Annotated in this window: 22 protein-coding genes; 18 read left to right on the top strand and 4 right to left on the bottom strand. The window is 33.1% G+C overall.

Going from position 1 to position 25,675, the window contains the following annotated elements:
- The 4 genes from MHH42_RS29390 to MHH42_RS29405 form a co-directional block, all read left to right on the top strand.
- The coding region (locus tag MHH42_RS29390) for an N-acetylmuramoyl-L-alanine amidase family protein (protein ID WP_340895130.1) at positions 1–1,708 on the top strand (1,708 nt) is incomplete at its 5' end.
- Positions 1,709–1,918: 210 nt separating this feature from the next.
- Positions 1,919–2,335, top strand: coding sequence for a DUF2178 domain-containing protein (locus MHH42_RS29395; protein WP_070174281.1), 417 nt, complete (start codon positions 1,919–1,921; stop codon positions 2,333–2,335).
- A 13-nt stretch (positions 2,336–2,348) separates the two neighbouring features.
- Positions 2,349–2,549, top strand: a complete 201-nt coding sequence (locus MHH42_RS29400; protein WP_000790480.1) for a helix-turn-helix transcriptional regulator — start codon at positions 2,349–2,351, stop codon at positions 2,547–2,549.
- A gap of 112 nt (positions 2,550–2,661) precedes the next feature.
- Entirely contained in the window at positions 2,662–2,874 is a 213-nt protein-coding gene (locus tag MHH42_RS29405) for a hypothetical protein (RefSeq protein WP_070174282.1), read from the top strand.
- A 635-nt stretch (positions 2,875–3,509) separates the two neighbouring features.
- On the opposite strand, the gene MHH42_RS29410 is transcribed toward MHH42_RS29405, so the two are convergent.
- The 3 genes from MHH42_RS29410 to MHH42_RS29420 form a co-directional block, all read right to left on the bottom strand.
- Positions 3,510–5,087, bottom strand: a complete 1,578-nt coding sequence (locus MHH42_RS29410; RefSeq protein WP_070174283.1) for an FAD-dependent oxidoreductase — start codon at positions 5,085–5,087, stop codon at positions 3,510–3,512.
- Between the two features lie 354 nt (positions 5,088–5,441).
- Complete coding sequence (locus MHH42_RS29415; protein WP_097837944.1) at positions 5,442–5,888, bottom strand: GNAT family N-acetyltransferase; 447 nt, start codon at positions 5,886–5,888, stop codon at positions 5,442–5,444.
- A 296-nt stretch (positions 5,889–6,184) separates the two neighbouring features.
- Positions 6,185–8,218 (bottom strand): serine hydrolase, encoded by a 2,034-nt coding sequence (locus MHH42_RS29420; RefSeq protein ID WP_070174285.1) that lies wholly within the window; start codon positions 8,216–8,218, stop codon positions 6,185–6,187.
- Positions 8,219–8,794: 576 nt separating this feature from the next.
- Here MHH42_RS29420 and MHH42_RS29425 point away from each other — a divergent pair.
- From MHH42_RS29425 to MHH42_RS29450, 6 genes are all read left to right on the top strand, one after another.
- Positions 8,795–9,952, top strand: a complete 1,158-nt coding sequence (locus MHH42_RS29425; protein ID WP_070174286.1) for a serine hydrolase domain-containing protein — start codon at positions 8,795–8,797, stop codon at positions 9,950–9,952.
- Positions 9,953–10,147: 195 nt separating this feature from the next.
- Entirely contained in the window at positions 10,148–10,513 is a 366-nt protein-coding gene (locus MHH42_RS29430) for a hypothetical protein (RefSeq protein WP_070174287.1), read from the top strand.
- A 524-nt stretch (positions 10,514–11,037) separates the two neighbouring features.
- A complete protein-coding gene (locus tag MHH42_RS29435) occupies positions 11,038–11,628 on the top strand; it encodes a sensor domain-containing protein (RefSeq protein ID WP_070174288.1) in 591 nt (196 codons plus the stop codon).
- A 4-nt stretch (positions 11,629–11,632) separates the two neighbouring features.
- Positions 11,633–13,423, top strand: coding sequence for a helix-turn-helix transcriptional regulator (locus tag MHH42_RS29440; RefSeq protein ID WP_070174289.1), 1,791 nt, complete (start codon positions 11,633–11,635; stop codon positions 13,421–13,423).
- A gap of 625 nt (positions 13,424–14,048) precedes the next feature.
- Positions 14,049–15,086, top strand: coding sequence for a serine hydrolase domain-containing protein (locus MHH42_RS29445; RefSeq protein WP_070174315.1), 1,038 nt, complete (start codon positions 14,049–14,051; stop codon positions 15,084–15,086).
- A 223-nt stretch (positions 15,087–15,309) separates the two neighbouring features.
- Complete coding sequence (locus tag MHH42_RS29450) at positions 15,310–15,603, top strand: inositol-3-phosphate synthase (protein WP_256435758.1); 294 nt, start codon at positions 15,310–15,312, stop codon at positions 15,601–15,603.
- A gap of 303 nt (positions 15,604–15,906) precedes the next feature.
- On the opposite strand, the gene MHH42_RS29455 is transcribed toward MHH42_RS29450, so the two are convergent.
- Positions 15,907–17,385 (bottom strand): FAD-dependent oxidoreductase, encoded by a 1,479-nt coding sequence (locus MHH42_RS29455; protein WP_070174290.1) that lies wholly within the window; start codon positions 17,383–17,385, stop codon positions 15,907–15,909.
- 491 nt (positions 17,386–17,876) lie between these two features.
- Between MHH42_RS29455 and MHH42_RS29460 the strand changes: the two genes are divergently transcribed.
- The 8 genes from MHH42_RS29460 to MHH42_RS29500 all read left to right on the top strand — a co-directional run bounded on the left by MHH42_RS29460 (position 17,877) and on the right by MHH42_RS29500 (position 25,597).
- Positions 17,877–19,664: an ABC transporter ATP-binding protein gene (locus MHH42_RS29460; protein WP_253185319.1), complete on the top strand. Its 1,788-nt coding sequence runs from the start codon at positions 17,877–17,879 to the stop codon at positions 19,662–19,664.
- A 22-nt stretch (positions 19,665–19,686) separates the two neighbouring features.
- Complete coding sequence (locus MHH42_RS29465) at positions 19,687–20,217, top strand: thioredoxin fold domain-containing protein (RefSeq protein ID WP_070174292.1); 531 nt, start codon at positions 19,687–19,689, stop codon at positions 20,215–20,217.
- A 19-nt stretch (positions 20,218–20,236) separates the two neighbouring features.
- Positions 20,237–20,809: a MauE/DoxX family redox-associated membrane protein gene (locus tag MHH42_RS29470; RefSeq protein WP_053446106.1), complete on the top strand. Its 573-nt coding sequence runs from the start codon at positions 20,237–20,239 to the stop codon at positions 20,807–20,809.
- Between the two features lie 33 nt (positions 20,810–20,842).
- Positions 20,843–21,400 carry a TlpA family protein disulfide reductase gene (locus MHH42_RS29475; protein WP_053446105.1) on the top strand — a complete coding sequence of 186 codons (558 nt, stop codon included), beginning with the start codon at positions 20,843–20,845 and terminating at the stop codon, positions 21,398–21,400.
- A 113-nt stretch (positions 21,401–21,513) separates the two neighbouring features.
- Positions 21,514–21,669 (top strand): hypothetical protein, encoded by a 156-nt coding sequence (locus tag MHH42_RS29480; protein ID WP_000919787.1) that lies wholly within the window; start codon positions 21,514–21,516, stop codon positions 21,667–21,669.
- A gap of 733 nt (positions 21,670–22,402) precedes the next feature.
- Positions 22,403–22,555, top strand: a complete 153-nt coding sequence (locus MHH42_RS29485) for a hypothetical protein (RefSeq protein WP_229203641.1) — start codon at positions 22,403–22,405, stop codon at positions 22,553–22,555.
- Between the two features lie 412 nt (positions 22,556–22,967).
- Positions 22,968–24,251, top strand: coding sequence for a D-alanyl-D-alanine carboxypeptidase family protein (locus tag MHH42_RS29490; RefSeq protein WP_053446104.1), 1,284 nt, complete (start codon positions 22,968–22,970; stop codon positions 24,249–24,251).
- A gap of 524 nt (positions 24,252–24,775) precedes the next feature.
- Positions 24,776–25,597: a peptidoglycan-N-acetylglucosamine deacetylase gene (locus tag MHH42_RS29500; protein WP_070174294.1), complete on the top strand. Its 822-nt coding sequence runs from the start codon at positions 24,776–24,778 to the stop codon at positions 25,595–25,597.
- The last annotated feature ends 78 nt before the right edge of the window (positions 25,598–25,675 follow it).

The raw sequence follows: 25,675 nt of genomic DNA on the forward strand, positions 1-25,675 counted from the left end.
GTTTGTAGAAAAAGCATCTGGTAAAAATCCAAGATTTCTTTTTCCACTTTATAAAAAATATTCAGGCGATTCGGCTGCAGACTGGAGCGTGATTACTTATAGTCAGGATACCCTATTTGATTATATAGCAAATAAATTATCAGATGAGCAAAAACGATTGATAACATTGACTTCAAAACCAGTATCTAAAGATGTCCTTGACAACTATGTTAATAATGATCCTAAAGCTCGTGCAGATTTTTATGATCGATTATCTGATGTATTGGCGGAGCGTACTAACGTCATAGAGACAGGTCTGATACTGCCATACATTAGACTAAATGATGGTAAACCTTATCAAATTATCCCTTATAAAAAAGGAACGAATAAAGTAATCGTAAAAACAGGTTCAAAATACCTTTCAGGAAAAGAAGGAAACGAACTTCAATATTCCGATTCACTTGGCGATGATGAAGTGTTTGAACTTGTTCAGGTAGAAAATAATGAAAGTGGTTCATTTCAGTTCCGTTTGATTAACAAGAACGGAGTAAGTTTATCTGGTGATAGGCATACTTCAAAGTTCGGTACTGGTGAGCGTTTCTACTCTGAAATTCGTTTCGATGATAAAAGCAACAATGAAATTCATAATTGGTTAGTAGAGTGGTATCCGGGTAAAGAAAATGAGAGACAGAAGTATGACGGAGCACAGTTTGTAGCCGATGAAAAAGATTCTACTAAATTGATTGCAAAAGATTCTTCTGGAAATGTAATAAAGAATAGTTGGGTAAACCAAGGTTCTGCTTATTATTTTGCAGATGCTGAAGGAGCCCTTTTGACAGGCTGGCAAGACATTAAGGGGAAGACTTATTATTTTGACCCATCTAATGGCGAATTGGCTACGGAGAAAAATAAAAATGGTGTACGGATTGAGGGTAAGTTTTATACTTTCAATGATTCTGGCGCTTTGCAACGATCAGCATGGAGCAAGAGTGGCTATGATGGTCGTTCCTATTCCGATGCTTCTGGAGCACTTATTGAAAATGGTTTGCGGGAAATCGATGGTGAAATTTATTATTTCGGAGGTTGTGTGGTCCTTAAAGATGAAATACGTCTAGAAGATCAAAATATCATTCTTCATTTTTCTGACAAAGGCGTACTCGAAAGAGTTTCTAATCTAAATGGAGAAGCTATAAGCAGCGGTGTTAATGTTAAGTTTGACGGCAAAATATTAGCATTTAATCAAGATGGTTCGATTTTGAAAACAGGAATCAACAAAAATGCGAATACAATAGCATATTATAGTTTAGAAGATGGCGTTTCGTATACTGGTTGGAAAATGATAGACGGAAAAAGATACTATTTCACAAATGGTCTCAATGATACGTTCAATAATTATAAAAACATCGATGGAAAAAGATATTATTTCCATGAAGACGGCTCAGTTAACAAAGCAGGGTTCGAAAAAATAGATGGTAAGCTATACTACTTTGACAATAACGGCGTAGCACAAACGGGCTGGCAAACTATCGATAATAAATATTATTACTTCGATGAAAATGGCGCAGCTAAAACAGGATGGTTCCAAGTTGGTGGTGGATATAGACCTTGGCCTCTTGCATACGGATACCTTTGGTATTGTGCTAGAGAAGATGGTTCACTTTATTCAGACGGTTGGTTTAAAATCGGCGGTAAAGATTATCACTTTGACCAGTGGGGACATAAAATGTAAAGCAATAACATTAAAAATAACAAGGGAATGCTTGTATGCTGATGTGTACTGCATTCCTTTATAAAGTTGGTTAGCTGAAGTACCTGTATATGTTTTGAAGTTTGTGCATTAGAACAAATTAATGCTAGACATCCTCTAAAAGGTAGTGTAATATGAAGTTTACTTCACGTGAAGTAAACTTCATATTAGATTATATTAGGAGTGATTTGTTTGAAAAATAGATATAAAGAGCTTTATTTATGTTCGTTTGCAATTATTGCAATAGGTTTTATTGAAATAATTTTTGATCACACTGAAGCGAATTTTGCTGAGGGATTTTATTTAGGTAATTTAAAGATACTTACAGGAGTAATCTTGTTAATTTTCGCTTTAATTTCTCAATCTAAGTCTAATACTAATCGCAAACAATTAGAAAGAGAGCTATCAAAAGAATATGATGAGAGGGATGATTTAATAGAAGGAAAAGCTTCACAATTTACCATGAGTATTCTAATGATCATGATAATTCTCATGATGTTTCTTTCGAAATGGATTATAATTCCAATAAATGCTGGGCTATTTCTCATTATAATATGTTGCCTAATTACTAAAATGTTAGCTAAAAAATATTATAGTTGTTATTTTTAATTAGGAGATTTCTATGAAAAATATAGTAAAAGAGCTACGTTTAAAACATGGAATAACACAACAAGAATTAGCTGATAAAGTATTTGTATCTTCAAGAACGATTATTTCGTTAGAAAAGCAAAAGTATAATCCATCCGTTTTACTAGCATATAGAATATCTGCTGTTTTCAACCTATCAATTGAAGAAGTTTTTATATTTGAAGAAGATGACTAATAGTAGCATACAAATAAATTTCCAAGGAACATTCAAACAATATAGCAAAATACAAATAATGAATATAATTATGAAAAAATTATTATTTGTATAATAAATGGAGGTAAATATAATGGCTTTAAAATTATTCGGTATCGTATTTGGAATGGTATTAATCTTATGGGGAGTTTATAGAATGAAAAAAGATGATGCATTCGTAGGAAAAACCCAAACAAGAAAGAACCTTTTCAATTTGTTGATTCTTGGAGAGGCTTCTGGATTAGGACAATTTTTAGGTGGGCTTCTGCTTGTTATTTTAGGAATCGTAGCACTTATTATTAAATAATATGCAAACAAAAAAATTAGTTTTAAAAAATAGGGTTCCCATATGTGGGCATATCCTTTCAACCGATAAATTTACTGTCGATGGTTCATGGTAGGAAACATGTGGTCAACAAACAAATAATCTCTGAAATTATTAAAAAATTGTAGTTCCGGTTGCAGAACCCTTAATTATCGTTCAACAAACATTACAGACGTAACAGACGTAACACCCGTATCAGGATGTAATGAGGTTTCATCCCTATTCATTCTTAATCCCCCCACTAAATACTAAGCTAGTTCTATTCTTATGAGTAAATATAAATATAAATACCATCAATAAAAATTAATAATAATGATAAATCTCATATACATGTAAAATTAACCTACCTTATTATTACCAGTAATCAAAGGAAGTCTACTCCTTATACACAAATAGATAAGGAGTGGGCTTACTTTTCTTCTGAAGTTTTCCTTAATGTATCCCTAGTTGATAGTGATGTGGTGAGTCCCTATATAACGAAGAATGAATGTAAATAATATAAATTCCCCAACATAGATAATATATTGGGGGGATTTATATTAAATCATTTTATAAAATTAAGTTTTGATAAATATTTTTTCAAAACACGCTCTTTCTTTTTGGTTAAGTGTTTTTTATTAATAACCAGAGTCTTCTGAAGTAAGATTATCTATTATTTTATAATCGTATTTTTGTAATGGTTTTTCAGCAGGCCCTTCAAGTACTTCCCCTGTATATGAGAATCGCGAACCATGACATGGGCAATCCCAAGAACGTTCTCCATCGTTCCATTCAACTTCACATCCAATGTGGGTACAAGTTGTATCTACAATATGAAGTTTACCTTCTGCATCCTTATAAGCTCCTTTTCTATGTCCATCAATATCAACGACAGCTCCTTCATCGTTAGATAAATCACGAATACATTTTTGAGGAATCTCTAACTTTCCTTTAATTAAGTGTCCAACAACATTGGCATTTTCGACTAAGAAATTCTTTAAACTAGGATTCATGTGGAAACGAGAGGGAGTATATAATTCCCGATATTTGTTCTTTTCTTTTAATATGATGTCTCGAAATAAAAGCGCCGCTGCGGTTCCGTTTGTCATACCCCATTTTCTATATCCAGTAGCAATTAATATATTTTTTTGATCGGAGGTAATTTCACCGATATAAGGAATCTTGTCTAGTGTAATTAAATCTTGTGCTGACCACCGATAGGGGATATTTTCAAGGCCAAAGACTTGTTGCCCGAATATTTCTAGTGCTTCATAATGTTTTAGTGTTTCTCCGCCTTGTCCCGTTTTATGACTTTCTCCAGAGATAAGAATAAATTTTTCACCATTAATTGTTGTAGAACGGAGAGAGCGGGTTGGTTCATCTACACTAATATACATACCCCCTGGATAATCTGTTTTTGTCTTAGCGGCAATTATATAGGATCGGTCTGCATGCATTCTTGTAGAGTAAAGTCCTGCGCCTTCATAAAAAGGGAAATGAGAACAAGAGAGAATATACTTTCCTGTAATTTGAGCTCCTCCACGGGTAAGAACTACAGGTTGTTCGCCTGTTTTTATATTTACTGCTGTGGTATTTTCAAAGATGTATCCACCTTTTTCTGTAATTATATTTGAAAGATGAGCTAAATACTTAAGGGGATGGAATTGTGCTTGATTTCTCATAACAAGTGCATTATGTATTTTTAAATCAATAGGAAGTTTGTTTACAAGTTCGCCTTCAATACGAAGTTCATTATAAGCTTCTGCTTCTTTTTCTAACTTAAATGCATATTCTTCTGTTGTGGCATACAAATAAGCATCTTGTTGAGTAAAATCGCAATCAATGTGATGTTTATTAATTGTGGTTTGAATGAATTTTAAAGCATCTATGTTTGCTTCATAATACAATCTTGCGGTAGTTTTTCCGGTATATCTGATAAGCTCGTCATAAATCATGTCATGTTGAGCCGTAATTTTAGCTGTCGTATGTCCAGTCGTTCCATTTAATAACTTGTCTGCCTCTATAACAGCGACTTTTAGACCTTCATTTACTAAAAGATAGGCAGAAGTAATGCCAGTAATTCCTCCTCCTACAATAATAACATCGACCTGCATGTCATTTTCTAAGGAAGGGTATTCTGGTAATTGAATACTGCTCGTCCAATAAGATTCGGCATTATGGGGTAATATTCTACTGTAATTCTCATTATTCGTCACTATAAATCCTCCATCCAATGTTTTATAGTTTTATTATTTCCACTTATTGGAGAGGTAAACTTTGAGCTTAGAAAACAGCAAATTGTGGCTGTATGTATGTTCAATTTAGACGTAATATTATTTGAACAGTGTTTTTGCTTTTAAATGAAGCTTATTCAAATTGATACTAATAACTTTGATAAATAATCATAGAAAAGAGCGTGTTTTGAAAAAAGGTTAATCAAAACACGCTCTTAATATTTTCAGTTGGTGGATTCTTTTATAAAAAAGTTTAATCCGTTTCTACTTATATTGCTCCACTATCAGATTCTTTTCTTTAATAAGTCTACAAGTCATAGTGGAGAATTCAAGTACTTACAAAGAATACTTAGCTAACTGTTCACCCCAAGATGATAATTCAGTTTCAATAAATCCTGCTTTCTTATATACAAATTTAGCTGTAAGGTTTTCAGGAGCATATCCAATCATTATTAATGAAACGTTTGCGTAATTATTTCGTCTTATCTCATCAATAACCAGATATATAGCTTGTTTACCTATACCTTTCCCTTGAAATTTTTTATCAATCATAAGTCTATAAATCCAATAATTATTATCATCAGAATCTATTCCAAACATAGTAAATCCTATCATTTTTTCATCAAGATAAATACCTTTTGCATAAAAATTATCTAGAAATTGAACTTCTGCAATAGAATAAAGATTGGATGCAATAAATGTTTGTTGTTCTTTTTTAACAGAAAGTCTAATTGCTTCTTTCCAATTACTTTTGTCAATAGCCTTTAAATAAATTTTCTTCAATCGGATACTCTCCTTCCAATGTTGAGGAGGAACCACGTAGTTTATGGATTAGTGATACGTTATCCTCTTGTTTTTTTGCCCAATGAAATAGAAATATTTCCTCATCGAAAACGCCTCCTTAAAGGAAGGAACCTATCAAATTTCCTAATAGGTTCCTTTTTTAAGGGAAAAACTTCAAATATAGAGTCATGCTTCAAATCTTATAAAGTTAAAAATTTCTTGTTTTATTTTAGCTTGATATTGATAAGATACTAGCATCCATTTTTTTTATGATTCAATCTAGGATAAAATATCTACTACCGTTTGATAGGTAGTGCATAATAACCAAAAGCTAAATCCAGCAAAGCACTTGCTTCTTGACGTAGTAACAGGTCTTTCGGACGGAACATAAAGGATCCGTCAGCATTAATGGAAGTATCAGGGTCGAGAATTCCTTGGGAGGCAAGTGCCTGAATTGATTGGACTGCCCAGTCATCTGCGGCATCAAGTAATTTAACTTTACTAGCTTTATCAGGTTGAATCGGTTTCAAGTCTTGAATTTGCTTAACGTTTTGAATCATGGTTGCTGCGACCTGTCGGGTAATCGGAGTAGCACGGTTATACTCTGGAATTCCATTCATAATTTTTTCCCTTGCCTCTTTTGATTCGTCTGGAAAACCGTTCCATCCATGAGCAAGTAACAACGTATCCGCAAACTCTCCTTGTGTCATGGTTTCCATCGGATTGAATAGATTACCTGTTTCAGCACCCATAATATTTAGGGCATGAAGATTATCAATGTGACTTCTATAGTTACTCTTTTGTGGAATGTCATCAAAAGATGGTTTGTTGTTAATTCTCTGGGCATCTGCTACAAAATCAAGGCTTTTAGGAGAATCGTAGTGAAAATATGTGATTTCTCCAGCTGAATTCTTTTTGAAAGCAACTTTGTTGCCTTCCGAATCTTCAAATAACAACGGATGGATCATTTTGAGAACTTGTTTTCCAGTTATTCCACCCTCCATGACTAAATTCCCATTTTCATAAGTAAAATGAGTGCGAATCGCAGCGAAACGCGTATTTTGGAATAAGCCCAAGTATTTATGAGCTTCTTTTTCCTCTAACGGGAGATAACTTGTCTTTACTTCATTCTTCTTAGCAGGGAAATAGTGATCCATGAGAGCTTCATATACGTCTATACTCATCATTGAATCATTATTATAAGACATGAAGAATGCTGTTTTTTGTTCAGGCACTAAAATCATCAGTGATTGATGTCCAGGCATACTTCCCCCTTTCATTACAACGTGTTGACCGTTAGCGAATTTATTAAAAGGCGTTTCAAATCCAATTGTTGCAACAGGGTTGGTCTTATCATCAAAAACTTGATAGGCATGCATCATATCTATGCTTTTTTTACTTACAATTTCTTTGTCTTTAAACTTTCCTTTCTGTAGTTGCATAATCATGTATTTTGACATGTCTTCTGCAGTAGATAAAATGCTTCCTTGTGGTGTATCCCTTAAACCGCTCCCGCTTGTTGGTATTGGTTCGCCAGTGGGACCATAATGTGTAGCCATTCTTTCTAGAAGTTCAGGCGTGAAGCTCATACTTGTAGATTTCATATCTAATGGTTTGAAAATATTCTTTTCCATATATTTGGAGAAAGGGCTGTTAGTAACATTCTCTACTGCCAATCCTGCGAGCGCAAATGAGACGTTATCATACGTATAAACTTCCCCTGGTGGCCGTACCACCATTGGCATATGTTTAGAGAAAAATTCCTTCATTGGTATGCTTTTTTCATTATCTATATATTCAGGTCCAGTTATATTTGTGAGGTCGGGAAAATCAAATCCGCTGGTATAAGTGAGCATATCAAACAGTGTTAGAGGTTTCCCTGTTTGATTAGGTATTTGTAATCCACCAAGATATTTTTGTACGTCTTGATCTAGTTTAATATTTCCTTTATCGACTTGTTGCATCACTGCCAAGGCAGTAAAAGTTTTTGAGACTGAAGCAATTTGAAAGACCGTGTCCTTAGTAACAGGAATTTTCTTTTCTTTATCAGCATATCCATACCCTTTATTAACAACAACCTTTCCATCATGAACGACGACAAAACTAGAACCATTCACATTATACTTTTTCATTTTTTCCTCAAATAATGGATCAGCAAAAGATTCTATTTCTTTTTTATTATTGGGTCCTTTCATCATTTCAATTTTATTTGTGGATGCAGATGATTTTGATGTTTCTCCTTCTATTGATTGGTGGGAACATGCAGAAATCATGGTTGAAGAAGAAAGAAGAATTGCAACAATTCCCAGTTTGTTAATTGCTTGTTTCATTTTTGAACGCTCCTTTATTTAGTTAGGATTTTTTGTTAGCTCAACGAGTTAGCGACTCGCTAGCTTATAAACAGAGTGTAGCAAGCGGCGAGTCATAGTCGATAGTGAACTTCTGTCATATTTATAAAGAACAACAAAAATTGAGTGGATAGGGCTGTATTGATAGTTATGTCATAAAGGTCATGACATTTTGACACTAACGTATGTGACAGAAAAACTCTTAGAATCAAGGAGCAGTTTATTACCCACAAATAATAAATAAGGAGGGAAGGGCTTCATTGTGTATGTTAAAAATATAAAGAGGCATGAAAGAGGAAACAGGTATGACCTATTTATGAAAAACTAATTAGTAACAAGAGTGTTTCAAGAATAAAAGTAATTTCTAAGGTTAACGGTTAACATGCATGTGGAAAAAGAGGGACTTACTTAGGGCAGAATGGAGTTTGTAACAAAATTTATGAATATGATTACGAATTCAATTCTGACTTTTTGTCATTGGTGGAGATAATGGCTGTGTGGTTAATGTAAAACAGCAAGCAACTAACTATACAATTTAAATAGAGGAGAGGATGCTTTATGAAAACACGCAGTAAAATTACATGTGCAAGTCTATCACTTTTAATAGCTGGAATATACATAACACCAGCCTCAATTGTAGAAGCAGAACCCACGCAAAATGTATCTAGTTCATCACAAACAAGTACCCAAAGCGATCGTACTTCCGTTAAGAAAGCAATGCGGGATGCACTGCAACTTGGATATCCTGGAATACTCGCTCAAATTTCTAAGAGTGGTAAAACTTGGAGTTATACCGCTGGGATAGCAGATCTGCGAACCAAGAAACCAATGAAAGCAGATTTTCGCTTTCGCATTGGTAGTGTGACGAAAACGTTCATTGCAACAGTTCTACTTCAATTAGCTGGAGAAAACCGCTTGAATTTAGACGACTCCATTGAAAAATGGTTGCCTGGTGTTATTCAAGGAAACGGATATGATAGTAACCAGATTACGATCCGGCAGATATTGAATCATACAAGTGGTATCGCTGACTACATAAAATCAAAAGACTTTGATATGAAAGATACAAAAAAAGCGTATACAGCTGAAGAATTCGTAAAGATGGGGATTTCTCTTCCCCCAGACTTTGCTCCAGGAAAGGGCTGGTCTTATTCAAACACGGGATACGTAGTACTGGGGATTCTTATTGAAAAAGTAACTGGAAACAGTTATGCGGAAGAAGTTGAAAATCGAATTATTGAACCACTTGAATTGTCGAATACATTTCTACCGGGTAATTCAACGGTTATTCCAGGCACCAAGCATGCCCGTGGATATGAAAGATATGATGGAGAAAGTGAGCTAAAAGACGTTACTTATTCTAACCCAGGTAGCTCGGATGGAGATATGATTTCTACTGCCGAAGATTTAAATAAATTTTTCTCTTACTTGCTTAGTGGCAAATTACTGAAGGAACAGCAACTAAAACAAATGCTTACTACAGTTCCTACAGGAATAGAAGGAATCGATGGATATGGTCTTGGAATCTATGAAAATAAACTTCAAAACGGTACCTCGATATGGGGACACTCAGGTGGTGTTCCAGGCTTTTCTACTTTTGCTGGAGGCACACTTGGAGGTAAGCATATATTGGCCATCAATTTGAATGGCCATAAAACTAGTTATAGTAATTCTGATCCTTTTAAAAATATTTTACTTGCTGAATTTAGCAAGTAGGGAAAACGGGAAAACGGATAAATTTTGTCATAGTTTTTATAGTTAGGAATATACCTTTCTGGTTCAAAAAAACAACTTACTATAAAAAAACTTGGGGGTAAAATAAGTTCTTAATTTGATGTCGTGGCGGTACCCCTTTTCTAAAAATATAAACACTATGTCTAATGAAGAATGTAACAACAAAGGAGAAAAAACATGAAAAAAAAGAAACAAAATGTAGCAGTTCTATTGTCAGCTGGTGTGATTGCCACATCAATTAGTTTACCGATATCTAGCTATGCAGATACATCAAATATTATACTGTCTACAGAGAAATATAATGAAACCATTCATTTTTCAGAGTTTATTTCTGGACAGCTGACTACGTCACTTTCAACGAAAAATGAAAATGTAGTATTTCGATATAATGATGAAAATAAGGACACTTATAAACTAGGTATAAAAAATGTTCAAGAATCATCCAATATAAAGAAACAAGAAGTTAATCAAGCACTTTTATCCCCACAACTAGGTAACCATGATTATTTTATCGAACTAGGGAGGCGAACTCCTAGAGCATAATATTTTTACATGTAGCAAGCGTTCTAAAAGATGTTACTGGAACAACAAGGGTAGGGAAAGGTTTATTTGGAAATACAAAAAAATTGAATCTCTTAAAATCTAATACTACGTATTATTTAGTAGATAAAATGAGAGGGCAAGGAATTTATAAGTATACTGTCCGAAATCAAGGAATTGATTATGACACTTCGTTTCTTTCAGGAATCCTTATTTTAAGGATTCCTTCTTTGTATCAAAAAATCTGCAAAGAAAAAAGGTAAGGTCGGGAACACAATCTAATCTTTAGCACAACGAGTTAGCGGTTTGTTAGCGTATAGACAGAGTGTAACAAAAGGCGAGTCATAGTAGATAGTGAACTTCTGTCATATTTATAAATAATAATAAAAATTGAGTGGATAAGGATGTATTGATAGTTCTGTCATACAAACCATGACATTTTGACACTAACGCATGTGACAGAAAAACACTTAGAATTAAAAAGTGACTTTTAACGCATTAGCAATGTACGAGGAGGAAAGATTTTGATGACGAAAGCATCAGCTCAAAAAAATTTGCAAGATTTCTATTTCTTGTTATTTACCTTTGTATCCGGATTCTTTTACTTTTTTTTCTATCTGGTCAGCATTACATTTGCATTAGTAATGACGATAATCTTTTTAGGGATTCCCTTGTTGGTTTGGGTGCTACAAACAACTCACAAGTTTGTTCAGTATGAACGTATTCAAACAAAGGTTTATACAGATATATCGATAGAATTATTCGAACCAAGAAAAAAAGAGGAGGGAGATAAATGGATTAAAGCGAGAGATACAATCCTTAATAATAGCAACTGGAGGGCTATTTTTTGGCTTATGCAGAAATTTTTTGTCGGAATAATGAGTCTTATATGTGCTGTTTTACTGTATGTAATGCCACTAGTATGTATCGTTACCCCCTTACTTTTTCAATATTTTAATATATACTTATTGGGCATTGCAGTGAATTCATGGGAGACAGCAATTTTTGTCATGATTGCTGGTTTCATTCTCATCTGGATACATAATCTTATTGGAAACTGCTTAGTTCGAATGATTGGAATGTACACGCGTTCCATGTTTAAAGCTATAAAGGAGTGATAATTTGTTTAAGACTTTGAAACTATGGTTTTGGTATGATTGGGCCTTACTTTGTATACGTTTTATCGTTTGGCTATCATTGATATTTACGACTATCCAACAACAAGATCATTTGACAGTACCACTTTGGATCATAATTGTTTGGGAAGTCGTTTCATTTTCAGTACCTTGGATTTGTTTAATGTTTAGTTATCGCTATTATTTGTTTACTGAAATATTATTATTTGGCGGAGTGTGTTTCTATTTAACTTTATTATTTCCGTCAGCGTATCTTGCTTTTTTAATGCCAACTTTTATGATTGCGGTAAATAGCGCGCATAAATCTTACCGCTGGTCAGGCCCTTTCACAATTATTTTGTTCCCGTTGCTTATAGCGATATTTTCCAAAGTAACAGATTTATGGGGAATCATCCTACAACTCAGTTTAGCATTTGCTATGGGTTCTTTCTTTCGTTTACTGGCTATTAATTACCGTCAAAGTGAAACCATCCGGAACCAAAAACGTGTATTAGAACAATACGTATCCCAAGTTGAGCGGATTACATTACTGGAGGAACGTGATAGGCTTTCAAAAGACTTACACGATACAATGGGACATTCCTATACTTCAATTATTATGGGTATGGAAACATTACGTACGGAATTAAAGACTAAAGAAGGAGAGCAACAGCTCAATTCATTATTACAATTGGCCCGTAACAGTATGGAAGAAGTAAGACTGTATTTGCATCAAATGGATTTATCACAAGAGTCGCTTCCCTTACCTATCACATTACAACAATTGACAGAGGAATTTAAGAAACATGCAAAGGTCAATGTACGTACTCGAATAATAGGGGAAGAGTATATGGTCTCCAAACAATCAAAAATGACACTATATCGAAGCTTGCAGGAATCACTAACAAATGCCGTTCGCCATGGGCATTCCACAGAAATCACTGTGTCACTTCACTTTGAACCACAACAGATAAGATTGGATGTACAGGATAATGGATGCGGGGCGGAAGAGTGGAAGGATGGTTTTGGATTAACTGCAATGAAAGAGCGCGTGAGTCAGGTGCAAGGAAGAGTCATTGTTTATTCCAAAAAAGGGGAAGGGACGTTAATTTCATGTGTATTACCGAAACAAGTACAACTGTCTAATAAACAAATCCGCTTGTGTATTGTCGATGATCATTCTTTTATTCGAGAAAGTCTTCATACAATTTTGGATGGTCAGGAGGATTTACAAGTATTGGGAATGGCTGAAGATGGAGACCGGGCTATGGAATTGTGTGAAAAGTTGAAACCAGATGTAGTATTAATGGATTTAGAGATGCCCAATCTGAATGGAATTAATGCGACAAAAATGATTAAGGAAAAATGGCCGGACATTCGTGTACTCATTCTGTCAACATTTCAGGATACAGAAAAGGTAAAGGAAATCATACGAAATGGTGCTGATGGATATTTGTTGAAATCCATGGATTCGCGTGAACTAGCCGAATCAATTCGTCTGATCTATCGGGGAGGTACGCTGATCAATCATGATTTGTTCCATAGAATGTGGGAAGAAAATAAAGAAGCAGAACCTTTTGGATCAAAATCAATTGGAGAAGAGTATGGCTTAACGAAACGCGAACTAGAGATTTTGAAACTATTATCACAAGGCAGCCGTTATAAAACAATAGCTTCGACACTTTACTTGTCAAACGGAACAGTAAGAAATTACGCTTCGAATCTCTATGAGAAGCTAGGAGTCAAAAATCGAGAAGAAGCAGTACAAAAGGTAAAAGATATAGGATTACTTTCATGACTCTCTCACTTGAACTAGTAAGCTGAAGTTAATGGGGAACTTACAGATGATGCAGGACATCACTACCCAATCTTACATTTGAAACTACAATGAAAAATAAAGGTTTGGAACGCCTCTGCTTTTTTATGAACAAAGTTGTTTAAAAAGGTTATTTGGATTCTCATATCGAAAAAGTAAAACACTATAGACGAAGACTATAACTAAATTTGAAACAAGGTTTAAGGTAGATGAATGTTTTATTCAAACCTATCTTTACAGAGGACTGGTAAATAGTTTTCATATTCGTTAGTACATCGGTCCTAAATCTGAAAGTAAAATAGGTATTTGGGTCAATAACATCTTTGATTTAGATGGTATTGACCCAATTTAGAAAATATCTATTAAGTTGCCATGAGTAATTTTAGGACTGAAAGAGGGACTTTCGTAAATTCGGGGATAATAATACTCTCTAAATTAAAGCTCTCTATAAAGAGAAGAATTTAGAAACTAAAGAAATTAGTGTGATGGTGCTAGATTGTAGTTAAATATAAAATATGTCGTTTTGAGTTGAAGTAAGATGTGTAATTGGAAAAGATAACAGATTAATATATTTCTAATCATTTAAAGGGAAGGGTATGTGATTGAGGTGAATAATTCGTATAATGAAAAGACGCATACATCGATTAAGCAATTATTAAAAAAGTTTTCATCAAAAGCTCCTGGATTTGCATATATTTCCAGTTTTGATGGCGGCGTAACTTATAAAGGTGCAGTTGGCTTAGCTTCTATAGAGAAAAATCTACCCATAACTACCAAAACCATTTTTAATATAGCCTCAGTTTCTAAACAATTCACAGCATTTTCTATATTACTCTTAGAACAAGAGAGGAAATTGAGTTTAGATGATTCAATTGTAAAATTTGTCCCTTCTATAGGTGCATATGCTGAACCTGTAACATTGAACCACCTAATTCATCACACGGGTGGACTAGTTGATTATATGGAATTGGCTGAAGCAGCAAATATTAAATATACGGACACATTAACTGTAAAAGAATCGCTAGAACAACTTAAAAGTCATCAAATTGCAAGGTTTCCGGTTGGCACAAAATTTGAGTATAGCAATACAGGATATTTTTTATTGTCACTAGTGGTAGAGAAGGTAAGTGGCAGGTCTCTACGTCAGTTTGCAAAGGAACGTATTTTTGATCCTTTACACATGAAAGACACAACAATTGTGGATTGCTACCCAACTACTATATCAGTTGCTAGTGGATATTCGAGGAATGAGCAAGGAACATATAAAATCAATGAAAGCCCTTGGGAACATACAGGGGATGGGGCAGTTCATACAACAGTTGAAGACCTGGTAAAATGGGGAGAAAATTTAACCACAGGTACCGTTGGTGGAAAAAATCTTGTTAAAAGAATGAGCGAAATAGGTCCGGAAATTTCTCCAACTGGGGATACAATTATTGACAATGAAGATTATGCTTTTGGGCTAAGGCTTGCTGAAGGTTTTAACTTTTGGTACTTGGAACATTCAGGAAGTTGGGCGGGTTATCGTTCACACTTCATGCGGTTTCCAAAAGAATATTTGTCCATTGTAGTCCTAAGTAATTATGATGGATTTGACTCTAAAACATATGCTAATAAAATAGCAGAAATTGTTTTAGAAAAGTAAAAAAATAGAGGGTGGAAGGTAAGCATAAATTTATGCCTGCCTTTTTGGGTATTAAAGTGAATCTAAATGTTAATATCCATTTTCATATCTCCCTACATTGGGGTACAGCCGAGATACGTGTAAAAATAGGTCATAGACTTACCTTTATTTCTATATTAAAAAGAAAGCCGATTTTCTGTATGATAATGAACTGCACCCCCAATTATTAGTTCGTGTCTAACAATTGGGGTGCAGTCACTTTGATCGTAAAGTAAGAATTGATTACTTTCCTGTCCGAGGAGATAGGAAAGAGGCCTGGGATACCATTGACTTTGAAGGTTGGTTAGGAGAACGAATGACAATGAAAATTAATTGGTTAGGTATTGATTCGATTTTAGCTGCTCTTCTAATAATTGATCTGTCCCGTTTTATGGATCATGCACTTAGAGAAGGGAAGGTAGGAATAATGGAACATCTTTCACTCTTTTTTAAATCATCAATTGGAACAGGGGAGTATGCCCTTAATCAACAATACTAAACATTATTGGAATATGTGAAGAATTCCGAAGGCAATGTTTAGTATCCTCGGTGACCTTAGAGTTGAAAAAATATGAATATAGTATTTGTGATAAATAGCTTTTTTATTATCTGAAATAGGTAATTAATTAGGAGAGCTTTATTAGAACGTGATTGTGAGCACTTTATTTCATATAAAATGACCCCCGCTGATAGTTGTGGGGGCCATATAAAATCTTAATGCTTTAATGTTTATACTAAAAATTTCTTAATTCATGCTATAAATAGTTTAGTACAAAACCATCTATGCTAATAAGTGGGGTTTTTAAAAATTATTCAATTTTATTTTCAAATCTTTACAGTAATCTCTTTTGTCATACTCAATGTAAGCTATGTGACCATCGGGGCGAATTAAAATGACATCTATATTTTTTAACTGAGAATCCTGTATTTCTCCTACAAGCACCTTTGTGTGCGAATCAATGTTCATTTTATCTATTTCTTTTTTATAAGACGGATGTATTAATAAAATATATTTACCATCTTGCATCAATTCAAAGAGTTTATAAGTTTTCTTATTTTGAGAAGAAATAGTAAGATTTGTACATCTTTTCCCTGTCAATGGGTGCCTTTCTTTCGTATGCATAGAAGAATATATAACTCCCAAGCCACTTACTCTTTCAGCTAAATCTTGATTCACCTCTGGGTATGTTAGTACATGCGAGAATAACTCTCTTAATTCCATACCTGCATTTGAAAAGTTTATCATTAATTGTTCTTGCGCTTGTACTTCCTTGAAAAATTGTTTTCCTACATCATGTCGTTCAATATGATAACTTCCTAATAGACTTTCATATTTTTTATGTTTTATAGCCAGTCCCAATTTCCATCCTATATTAAAAGCATCTTGTAATCCTACATTCAAACCTTGTCCTCCAGCAGGGAAATGAATATGCGCTGCATCTCCTGCCAAGAATACACGCTTATGTTGATAAGTATTTGCTAGTTTGGTTGCATTCCCAAAACGAGAAAGCCATATTGAACTCTTAATTCGAATATGTTCACCTGTAATACTATAAATACTATCTATAAGCTCTTTTTCTGTGACAGTAACATGAACAGGTATTGTCTGATTCTTAGGATCTACAATTGCAATACGAAATACATCAGGTGCAATAGGCACCATCATTATGATCCCATTTATATTAGATGTAGATAAAAATGGGTTATCTGGTACATCTTCTAAAATGACATCGCCTAATATAGCAGTGGTTGTTGTATCTGTTCCATTAAACGATATATGTGATAACTCACGAACTACGCTTCTTGCGCCATCAGCGCCTACTACATAAGGAACTTCTATTTTATATATTGTTTCTCTTTGCTCTATTTCTAGTTGTATGAATGTTTCACACTGTTTTAAATTTTTTAAAGTATGACCACGTTTAATGTCTACGCCTAATTCCAATGCACGCTCTTCTAATATTTCTTCTGTAATAGATTGGGGAATAAAAAGCGTATATGGAAAATCAGTATCTAAATTTTTAAAGCTTAATCTTGTATCTAGGGCAGCAAAATGACTTGTATCTGATTTCTTCCCTCTAGATAAAAATCGATTTTCAATACCTCTCATAGCCATTAATTCTAAAGAGCGAGGGTGCAGTGTGAGTGCTCTAGAATTTCGAATCCGATTTAATCTTCTCTCTAAAACGACAACTTTTACGCCTTGAATAGCTAATTCACATGCTGTCATAAGTCCAACTGGACCACCGCCAACTACCGCGACATCATAATAATTTTCCATGTCATGCCCTCCATTTATTTACGTAATTAAAAGCTAATGCAAATTTAATTATAATATATTTTGGTTTCCAAGGAAACTAAAATGGAATGTCTTAGACTATTTCTTATATCAAACATCCGATATAGGGTCTAATTGGATTCAATATAAGAAAGATAACAGATCAATCTATTTCTAATCATTTAAAGGGAAGGGTATGTAATTGAGATAGATAATACATATAATGGGAAGATACATACTTAGATTAATTGAGACACCTAATTCATCACACGGTTGAACTAGTTGATTATATGGAATTTGCAAGAACTTATGAAGTTAATACAAAACTTATAAATGGACAAGGAACAATAATTTCTCAAGCAGGAAGTTTCATTTTGTGGAAAATAAAGTAAAATGATTATTTACGTTATAGAAGAAGTACTGTAATATATTGTTTATATTAAGAATTTTTCGTCTATTTCATTATTATTATAGGGGCTGTTTGATTGAATAATATGTCATTATTTCTTTATTCTGCAGGTTTTTTTTGGAGGTCATGTAAAAGTCATTTAATATTTTTAGTGTTTATTAGAGTTATAGAAGGTTTTATACCAGTTATTAACATTTTTCTTTTTGAGCGTTTAATAAACGAAGCAGCGAAATTTATAAATCATTCTGGTAACTTAGAACAAGTATTTGTATATTTAGCGTGTCAATTGGCTACTTTTCTACTTCAATATATTTTAGAACATCTTAGTATTATTAATGATAAATATATTAATCAAAAAATTGGTTTGCATATCAAAGAAATCACATTTAATAAAATGGAAAAGTTAGCATACATACATTTTGAAAATCCCGAATTTCAAAATAAACTCCAGATGATTAGTGGTATTGATCAGCGTATCGTAAATAATGTAACAAGTTCTTCTAACTTGTTAAAAGAATGTATAACATTAATTTCTATATTAGTTTATTTAATAAATATCCACTGGGTATTGGTAGTTATATTATTTATTGGAATCATACCCTTATTTATTATTGAAATAAAAAATGGTTCATCTAAATATGAATTAATGAGGAATTTAACGCCAGTAAATAGAGAAATGTTTTACATATCTAACCTATTATATAGAAGAGAGAGTGTTAAAGAGCTACGTTTATTTCAGATAACAAGCTTTCTAATTAAAAAATGGCGTCAAAAATATCAAGAAAATAATCTGGAGGAGATAAATTTATTAAAGAAACAAACAGTTTGGTTATTTGCTTCAGAAATTATACTTGTATTGGTATATGCGTTAACTAGTGCTTTTCTCCTATACTTAATGAAATTAGGAAGAGTGTTAGTAGGGTCATTAGTAGCAGTTTTACAAGCCATTCAAAACATCCAAGCCAGTTTAAGTAGTCTAATTAGATCTATATCAAATATTTATGAGAATTTATTATATGTTAAGGAGTTCTCATCTTTTATCTCTTTACCTGAAATTGATGACGTGGAAGATAAAGAAGAGATTCATGGTATTCAAGAAATAAGTGTTCAAAAATTAAATTTCACTTATCCTAATCATGATATAAGAATATTGAAAGATATTAATTTAACAATTACACCTGGTAAAAAGATTGCAATTATTGGTGAAAATGGCTCAGGAAAGACCACTTTAATAAAATGTTTAACAGGTTTATATGAGACGGATTCATCTATGATACATGTGAACGGTATGCCTTTAAATAAGATAGATTTAAACAAATATTTCAAGAAAATTTCCGTTCTATTTCAAGATTTTAATCGCTTTGAATTTACGGTAAGAGAAAATATAGGTTTTGGAAATTTAGAGGAGTTAGCCGATACAGAAAAATTAAAAGAGGTAATAAAAAGGGTTGGATTAGAAAACCACATTAAAAGTCTACCTAATCAATATGATTCAAGATTGGGAAGGTTTTTCGATGGAGGAAATGAACTTTCAGGGGGGCAATGGCAAAAGATTGCGATAGCTAGATGTTTATTTAGGGAGTGTGATCTTATAGTATTGGATGAACCAACATCTGCTCTTGATCCAAAATCTGAAGTGGAGATTATGGAGGAGTTTTTTCGATATTCCAGTGATAAGGCTGTCATATTTATTACTCATCGCCTTGGGGCAGCGTGGTTGGCCGATGAAATTATTGTAATGGAACGAGGAAGAATTGCTGAACGAGGTACACATCAGGAACTCTTACATTTAGATGGTATATATAAAGAGTTATTCGTTTCTCAATCGAAATGGTATATGGAACATAAAGAACTGGTAAAAGGGAGTTTTTAAAGATTAAAAAAGGAGGAGTATGATGTCGATACTTTTAATGTTCATTTGTGTTTGGTTATTACTATTGTGCATCGTATTGAGGCAGATACATTTTTTAAAAAAGGAAATAGATTTACTTCCATTAATAGAGAGTGGGAATTTTAGCTATAAGGATAATAATCTTATTGGAGTAAATATGAAAAAATATTTCTTAGAAAAACATTTGAATTTTGAAGATATAACTATAATTGCATTTACGTCAATTACATGTCCTTTTTGTAAACAAGCATTAATAGAAATGATTGAGGAGAATAACGATATCTATAAAATACCACTAATAAATATTGAAAAGGTATTTGAATTGTCAGGTGATAATAAAAAAAACACAGATTATAAAGCCTTTGTCAAGATACAGGAAAATGAGAGCTTTTTTACTTCCTTAGATATAGATACTTTTCCAACATTCACCCTAGTTGATAATAAAGGAACAATAATATATCAAAATTCGTATCATAAGGGAATTTTCTCACATTATGAAAAGATGAGAAATATTAAGGAGGATAAAGTTATTTAAAAATATGAGGTGAATAAAAATGATTTCTTTGTTTTTTATGATGAAAATTGGAATTGCGACTTTATTTATTAGTACAGGCATTGATAAAATTAAGAAATTTAATATCCATCAATTGATTATAAAAGAATATCAGATTATTCCTGAGAATCAAATTAGGTTATTTACTATTATAGAAATTTTTGCAGAATTATTTATAAGTATATGCTTGTTTATAGGGTTGTTTCATAGATTTACTCTAATTTGTGCAGTACTACTACTTCTTGTATACTCTGTTGCTATTTTAGTAAACTTACTTAGAGGAAGAAAGGAAATATCTTGTGGATGTGGCGGTGTATTAGGAAATCATAAATTATCATGGATGTTAGTTGTTAGGAATCTTTGTATTGGTGCTGTTTCGGTAATCTTATTAATGTATCCGGTATCATTAGGGAGCTTAGATCATTTATTAAAAACTAATCAATTTGTGCTTGATATCTTTAATTTTCAGTATTTTACTTTAGTATTTACTAGTTGGATAATTATATTAATAGGAATAAATATGATACAACTATATAATATTTCTTTACGAATAGACCGTTTAACAAAAAATTGAATTAGTTCAAATTATCAGGAGAGGACTTAAAAAATGAGTGAAAAATGGTATGTCATTTCTAACATCACATTGTGGATTGTTGTTATCTTCCAAACTATATTAATACTATATCTGGGTAGGCTAGTTGGACAATTTTTAAATCGTTTTCGGATTCGTGAAAATAAGCAAATAGAAGAAAAATCATTGGCAGTCGGACAAAAGGTACCGGTGTTTCAAAAGAACTCTATGGAAGGAAAAACACTAGTAGTACCATCAGATGCATATGAATACACTTTACTTTTATTTGTAAGTAATACATGTTCTAGTTGCAAAGAACTATTTAAGAAGATGCCTGATGTTATAAATAAATATGATATTAATTATATCTTTGTTTCTAGTGAAATATTAGATAGTAGCATGATGCAAAGCAGTTCAAATGCACACTTTATAGTAAGTGCGGATATAGTTGAGGATTTCTTTGTCCATACCTCACCTTATATATTATTAATCGACAAGTTAGGTGAAATTAAGCATATTGCAGATTTATCAAATTTTGGTGAACTAATAATGAAACTAGATAGTATTTTAGAACAAGAACTGGTTAATGTGTGATATAAACAAATCTAGCGATTTATTTCTGATTATTCAGAATGTTATTGACAGTTTCAGGGAATGAATGTATTCTAAAGTTGTTGTTTTCAATTAAATGTAATAGGAGGGATAAAATGTTAAAAAGATTACTAGGTATAGCACCATTAAGACCTGTATGTTCTTGTACTGTCGAAAGGTATTCTTGCGAGGGTGGAAGAGAAGTATATCGCTACTATGATTGTACAGTAAATGAGTTATGTGAAACGATTCGTACAAAGTATCCGTGCTAATTTGTTAGATAATTATTTTTATATTTTTAATGAGAGGATGATTAAAATGTTAAAGAAAATATTAGGAATAAGTAATAAAGCAGGAGAATGTGCATGTGTAAGGTCTCATTATGAGTGCGACAGCAGTGGACGCGTTTATGATGTATATATAAATTGTATTGGTCAGGTATGTAAGAGAGTTAGCACTCCGATGAGGTGTAATTAATATTTAGAAGTCTAAGGGGTACCAACCCACTTCCATCAACTTAAGGATTTGGAGTGTTTTTAAAATTACAAGCGCGTTACATGATAAAATGTATTTTAGAAGAAATATAGAGAGTAATACTAAAGCATCCGGAGGGGTGCTTTTTTCATTGAGGATGGAAATTCCTTATTAACCATTTTAATTACAGGAATAGTTATTATTGCCTAATAAAGCTTTAACATATGTTTCTTGCTTTACACATACGGCTTTATACTCGCTATCTACAGATACTATTAATCTAGGGTTTTAAAAAAGAATATATTCTATACAACCGTGATTCAAAACTTCATACTTCTTATATAGAAGTTTCCTATTTCTTTATAAAATCTTTAATTTATCTTTCTTTTAATTTAAATAATCTACTTTAAACTCAAGGTGAGTTAAGAAAAAAGGGATGACAAATAATTTATTAAAAAGATTAGGCAATGTGAACAAAACATTGCTTAAACATAGATTTTTTAGGCTTATTAAATTTTCGGAGGTAAAAAAATGAGACATAAAGTATTCGTGTGGTATGGTAGTAAATCTGCTGAACATGAGGTTTCATTAGAATCAGCCTTAAATGTATTAAATGAATTAAATAAAAATCAGTATGATGTATATATTACACGGGAAGGAAAGTGGAGCAAAACAAGATGGTAAAAGGATGATTTGTGTTGTAATGGGGACTAGTAATTATTCTCATATGGATTTGATAAATTTTATATACCTTTTCTTTAATAGGATACCACCATATGCGGTGCACACTGATTTGATTTTTTTGTGAATGTGGAACAAATGTATTACTTAGATTGTCTATTAAGTGTAATCCTTAAAAACATGTGGATATCGGTATGACTCTTGAAGAATTTGCAGGGACCACTAAGCGTTAAGGTGATAAAACTGCAGGAGACTAACTGATTCGTGTTAGCGCATAAAAGATTGAGATGAGATGGTCTATTTAAAAAGGATTCTAATGTCTTATATGTATATAGGATTTGATAACACTGTCTATTTTTTGGCGGATTATGTTAGAATAACGTTTTTTGAGTACATGATATTGGAGGTAACAGAAGTGAGAGGTGTGTTTTGCAAGAGATACATTGCAATAGTAACAGTGCTTACACTATTTTGTAGCATGTTTGTTACATATGGAAGTGTATCAGCAGAAACAGGATCTGCATTAAATATTGAAGCAGGTGCAGCAATATTAGTAGAAGCAGATTCCGGGAAAATTTTGTATCAAAAAAATGCGGATGAACTATTAGCAATTGCTAGTATGACAAAAATGATGAGTGAGTACTTAGTTAGTGAAGCTATAGCTAAAGGGAAACTCAGGTGGGATCAGAAAATTAAAGTTTCTAAATACGCACACGAAGTTTCACAAGATCGCTCATTATCAAATGTGCCCCTAGAAAACGGTGGTTATTATACGGTAAGAGAACTATACGAGGCAATGGCAATTTGCTCTGCCAATGGTGCGACAATTGCTTTAGCTGAAGCAATTGCTGGAAAAGAAGCCGATTTCGTAAAAACGATGAACGATAAGTCGAAAGAATTTGGATTGAAAAATTATAAATTTGTAAACTCTACAGGCTTAACAAACTTTGATTTAAAAGGACAGCATCCTGAAGGGACAACTCCAGATGACAAAAATAAAATGTCTGCAAGAGATTGTGCGGTTTTAGCACAACGTCTGATTCAAGATTTCCCGCAAATATTAGAAACAGCAAAAATCCCGAAAAAAACATTCCAAAAGGGCGACACGTATCCAATTGATATGGCGAACTCGAACTGGATGTTAAAAGGTTTAATTAAGCAATACGAAGGTGTAGATGGCTTGAAAACAGGAACAACTCCAGAAGCCGGGGACTGTTTCACTGGCACAGTAGAAAGAAACGGTATGCGTCTTATCTCTGTAGTGATTAAAACAAAATCCCATACAGCACGTTTTGATGAAACAAAGAAATTATATGATTATGGATTTGCGAATTTTGAAGTAAAGAAGGCCTATGAAAAAAATTCAGCAGTAAAAGGGCATGAAACAGTGCGGATAGAAAATGCAAAAGATAAAGATGTAGCAGTTCAAACGAAGCAAGCTGTTTCACTTGCGATGCCAAAGGGCAGCATAGACGTTTATAAAAAAGAATTTAAAGTATCGAATAAAGAACAAGAAGCGCCTATTAAAAAAGGTGTAACAATTAGCCAAATGATTATAGTGCCTAATGATAGTACAGATCCTGGATTCTTATCAGGTAAATCATTACAAGTAGACCTTGTAACAAAATCTGAAGTAGAACAAGCTAATTGGTTTACACGTTTTATGCGCGAAATCGGTTCTTTCTTTAGCGGCAAATAGAGACAACTCTTTTTTTAATGCATATTCATAAGAAGCACGTCACCCTCTCTTTTAAATGTAATAAAATAGGAACCAACTTTTTGTTTTAGGAATAGTACAACTTAAGAACGGAAACAAAATGAACTTTCGTTCAAATAAACTACAACACTCTTAAAACACTTTTTATTCTTAAAAATGAGCGTGCCAAATAAACCTAAATAGGTAACGTTTTTAAAGATTATGCAGCCTTCTTTTGTTTTCTAAGTCCACTATATTCATAGACAACACCTATAAATATCAAAGACTGTTCTCTTCTCATATCGATGAGATTTCCGCCCATTTTTTTGTAGTAGGTGGAATAGACGGATTAGACTCTCTGTTAAATCAAGGATTACATCCTTAGCGCACAGAGCACACAAAATGTTGATGCTATCCATTTATATAGTCTATTAATATTTACTTGTAGGAACGAAAAAAATTGAATGTATTTAAATATGAATAGAAGTATTATAGAGAAATACTATTAAAGAAAGGAATTTCATAGAATGGGAAATGTATTAAATGTAAAAAGCGTTATAGTCACAATAGTGGCTATTATTGCAATCGCAATTGGGTATTTTATGTTTCAATCAATTACTTCACCGGCTAGAGCAGTAGCTAGCCAAGTAAATGCAGTACACCTTGCAGGTGAACAGTCGAAAGTGGAGAGGAATAAGGCTGCACCAGTTCAATTTAATGGTCAAGTGAGGAAAATTGCTTATCTTACATTTGATGATGGTCCAGGAAAATATACAGATGAATTGTTAAATATATTAAAACAAAATGATACAAAAGCAACTTTTTTCTTAATTGGTGCAAATGTAAAGCAGTATCCTGATTTAGTAAAACGTGAAAAAGCAGAAGGGCACTATGTTGGTATGCATAGTATGACACACAATTCCAAGAAGTTATATACAAATGGCGAGTATGTCAATGAAATGAAAGAAAATCAGGGGTTAATAGCAAATATTATTGGTGAATCGCCAAAACTAACACGTCCTCCCTATGGTTCTTCGCCTGGATTAAATGAAGCACTTCGTAATAAGGTTGTAGAAAGTGGTTTAAGAGTTTGGGATTGGACGATAGATACTTCAGACTGGAGATATGGTAACATGCCAGTGGATGCTGCAGCGGAAAAAATTGCTGAAAGTGTAATTACAGGTGCAACAAAGCCCAAAGAGATTATTCTAATGCATGATATTCATCCACAATCTGTTGCAGCAATACCAACAATAATAGAAGGATTAAAAGCAAAAGGTTATGAATTTGAAGCATATCATGAAGAAGAGCACTTTTCGTTAAACTTTTGGCATGATAAGCGTATATAGCATAGGAAGAAATGAAGCTGACTTATAAAAAAGAGTTCTGTTGCATATATTTCAAAAACACTTGTAAAATTCGAGTTT

This window comes from Bacillus sp. FSL L8-0099 (genome assembly GCF_038006385.1).
Lineage (GTDB): Bacteria > Bacillota > Bacilli > Bacillales > Bacillaceae_G > Bacillus_A > Bacillus_A toyonensis.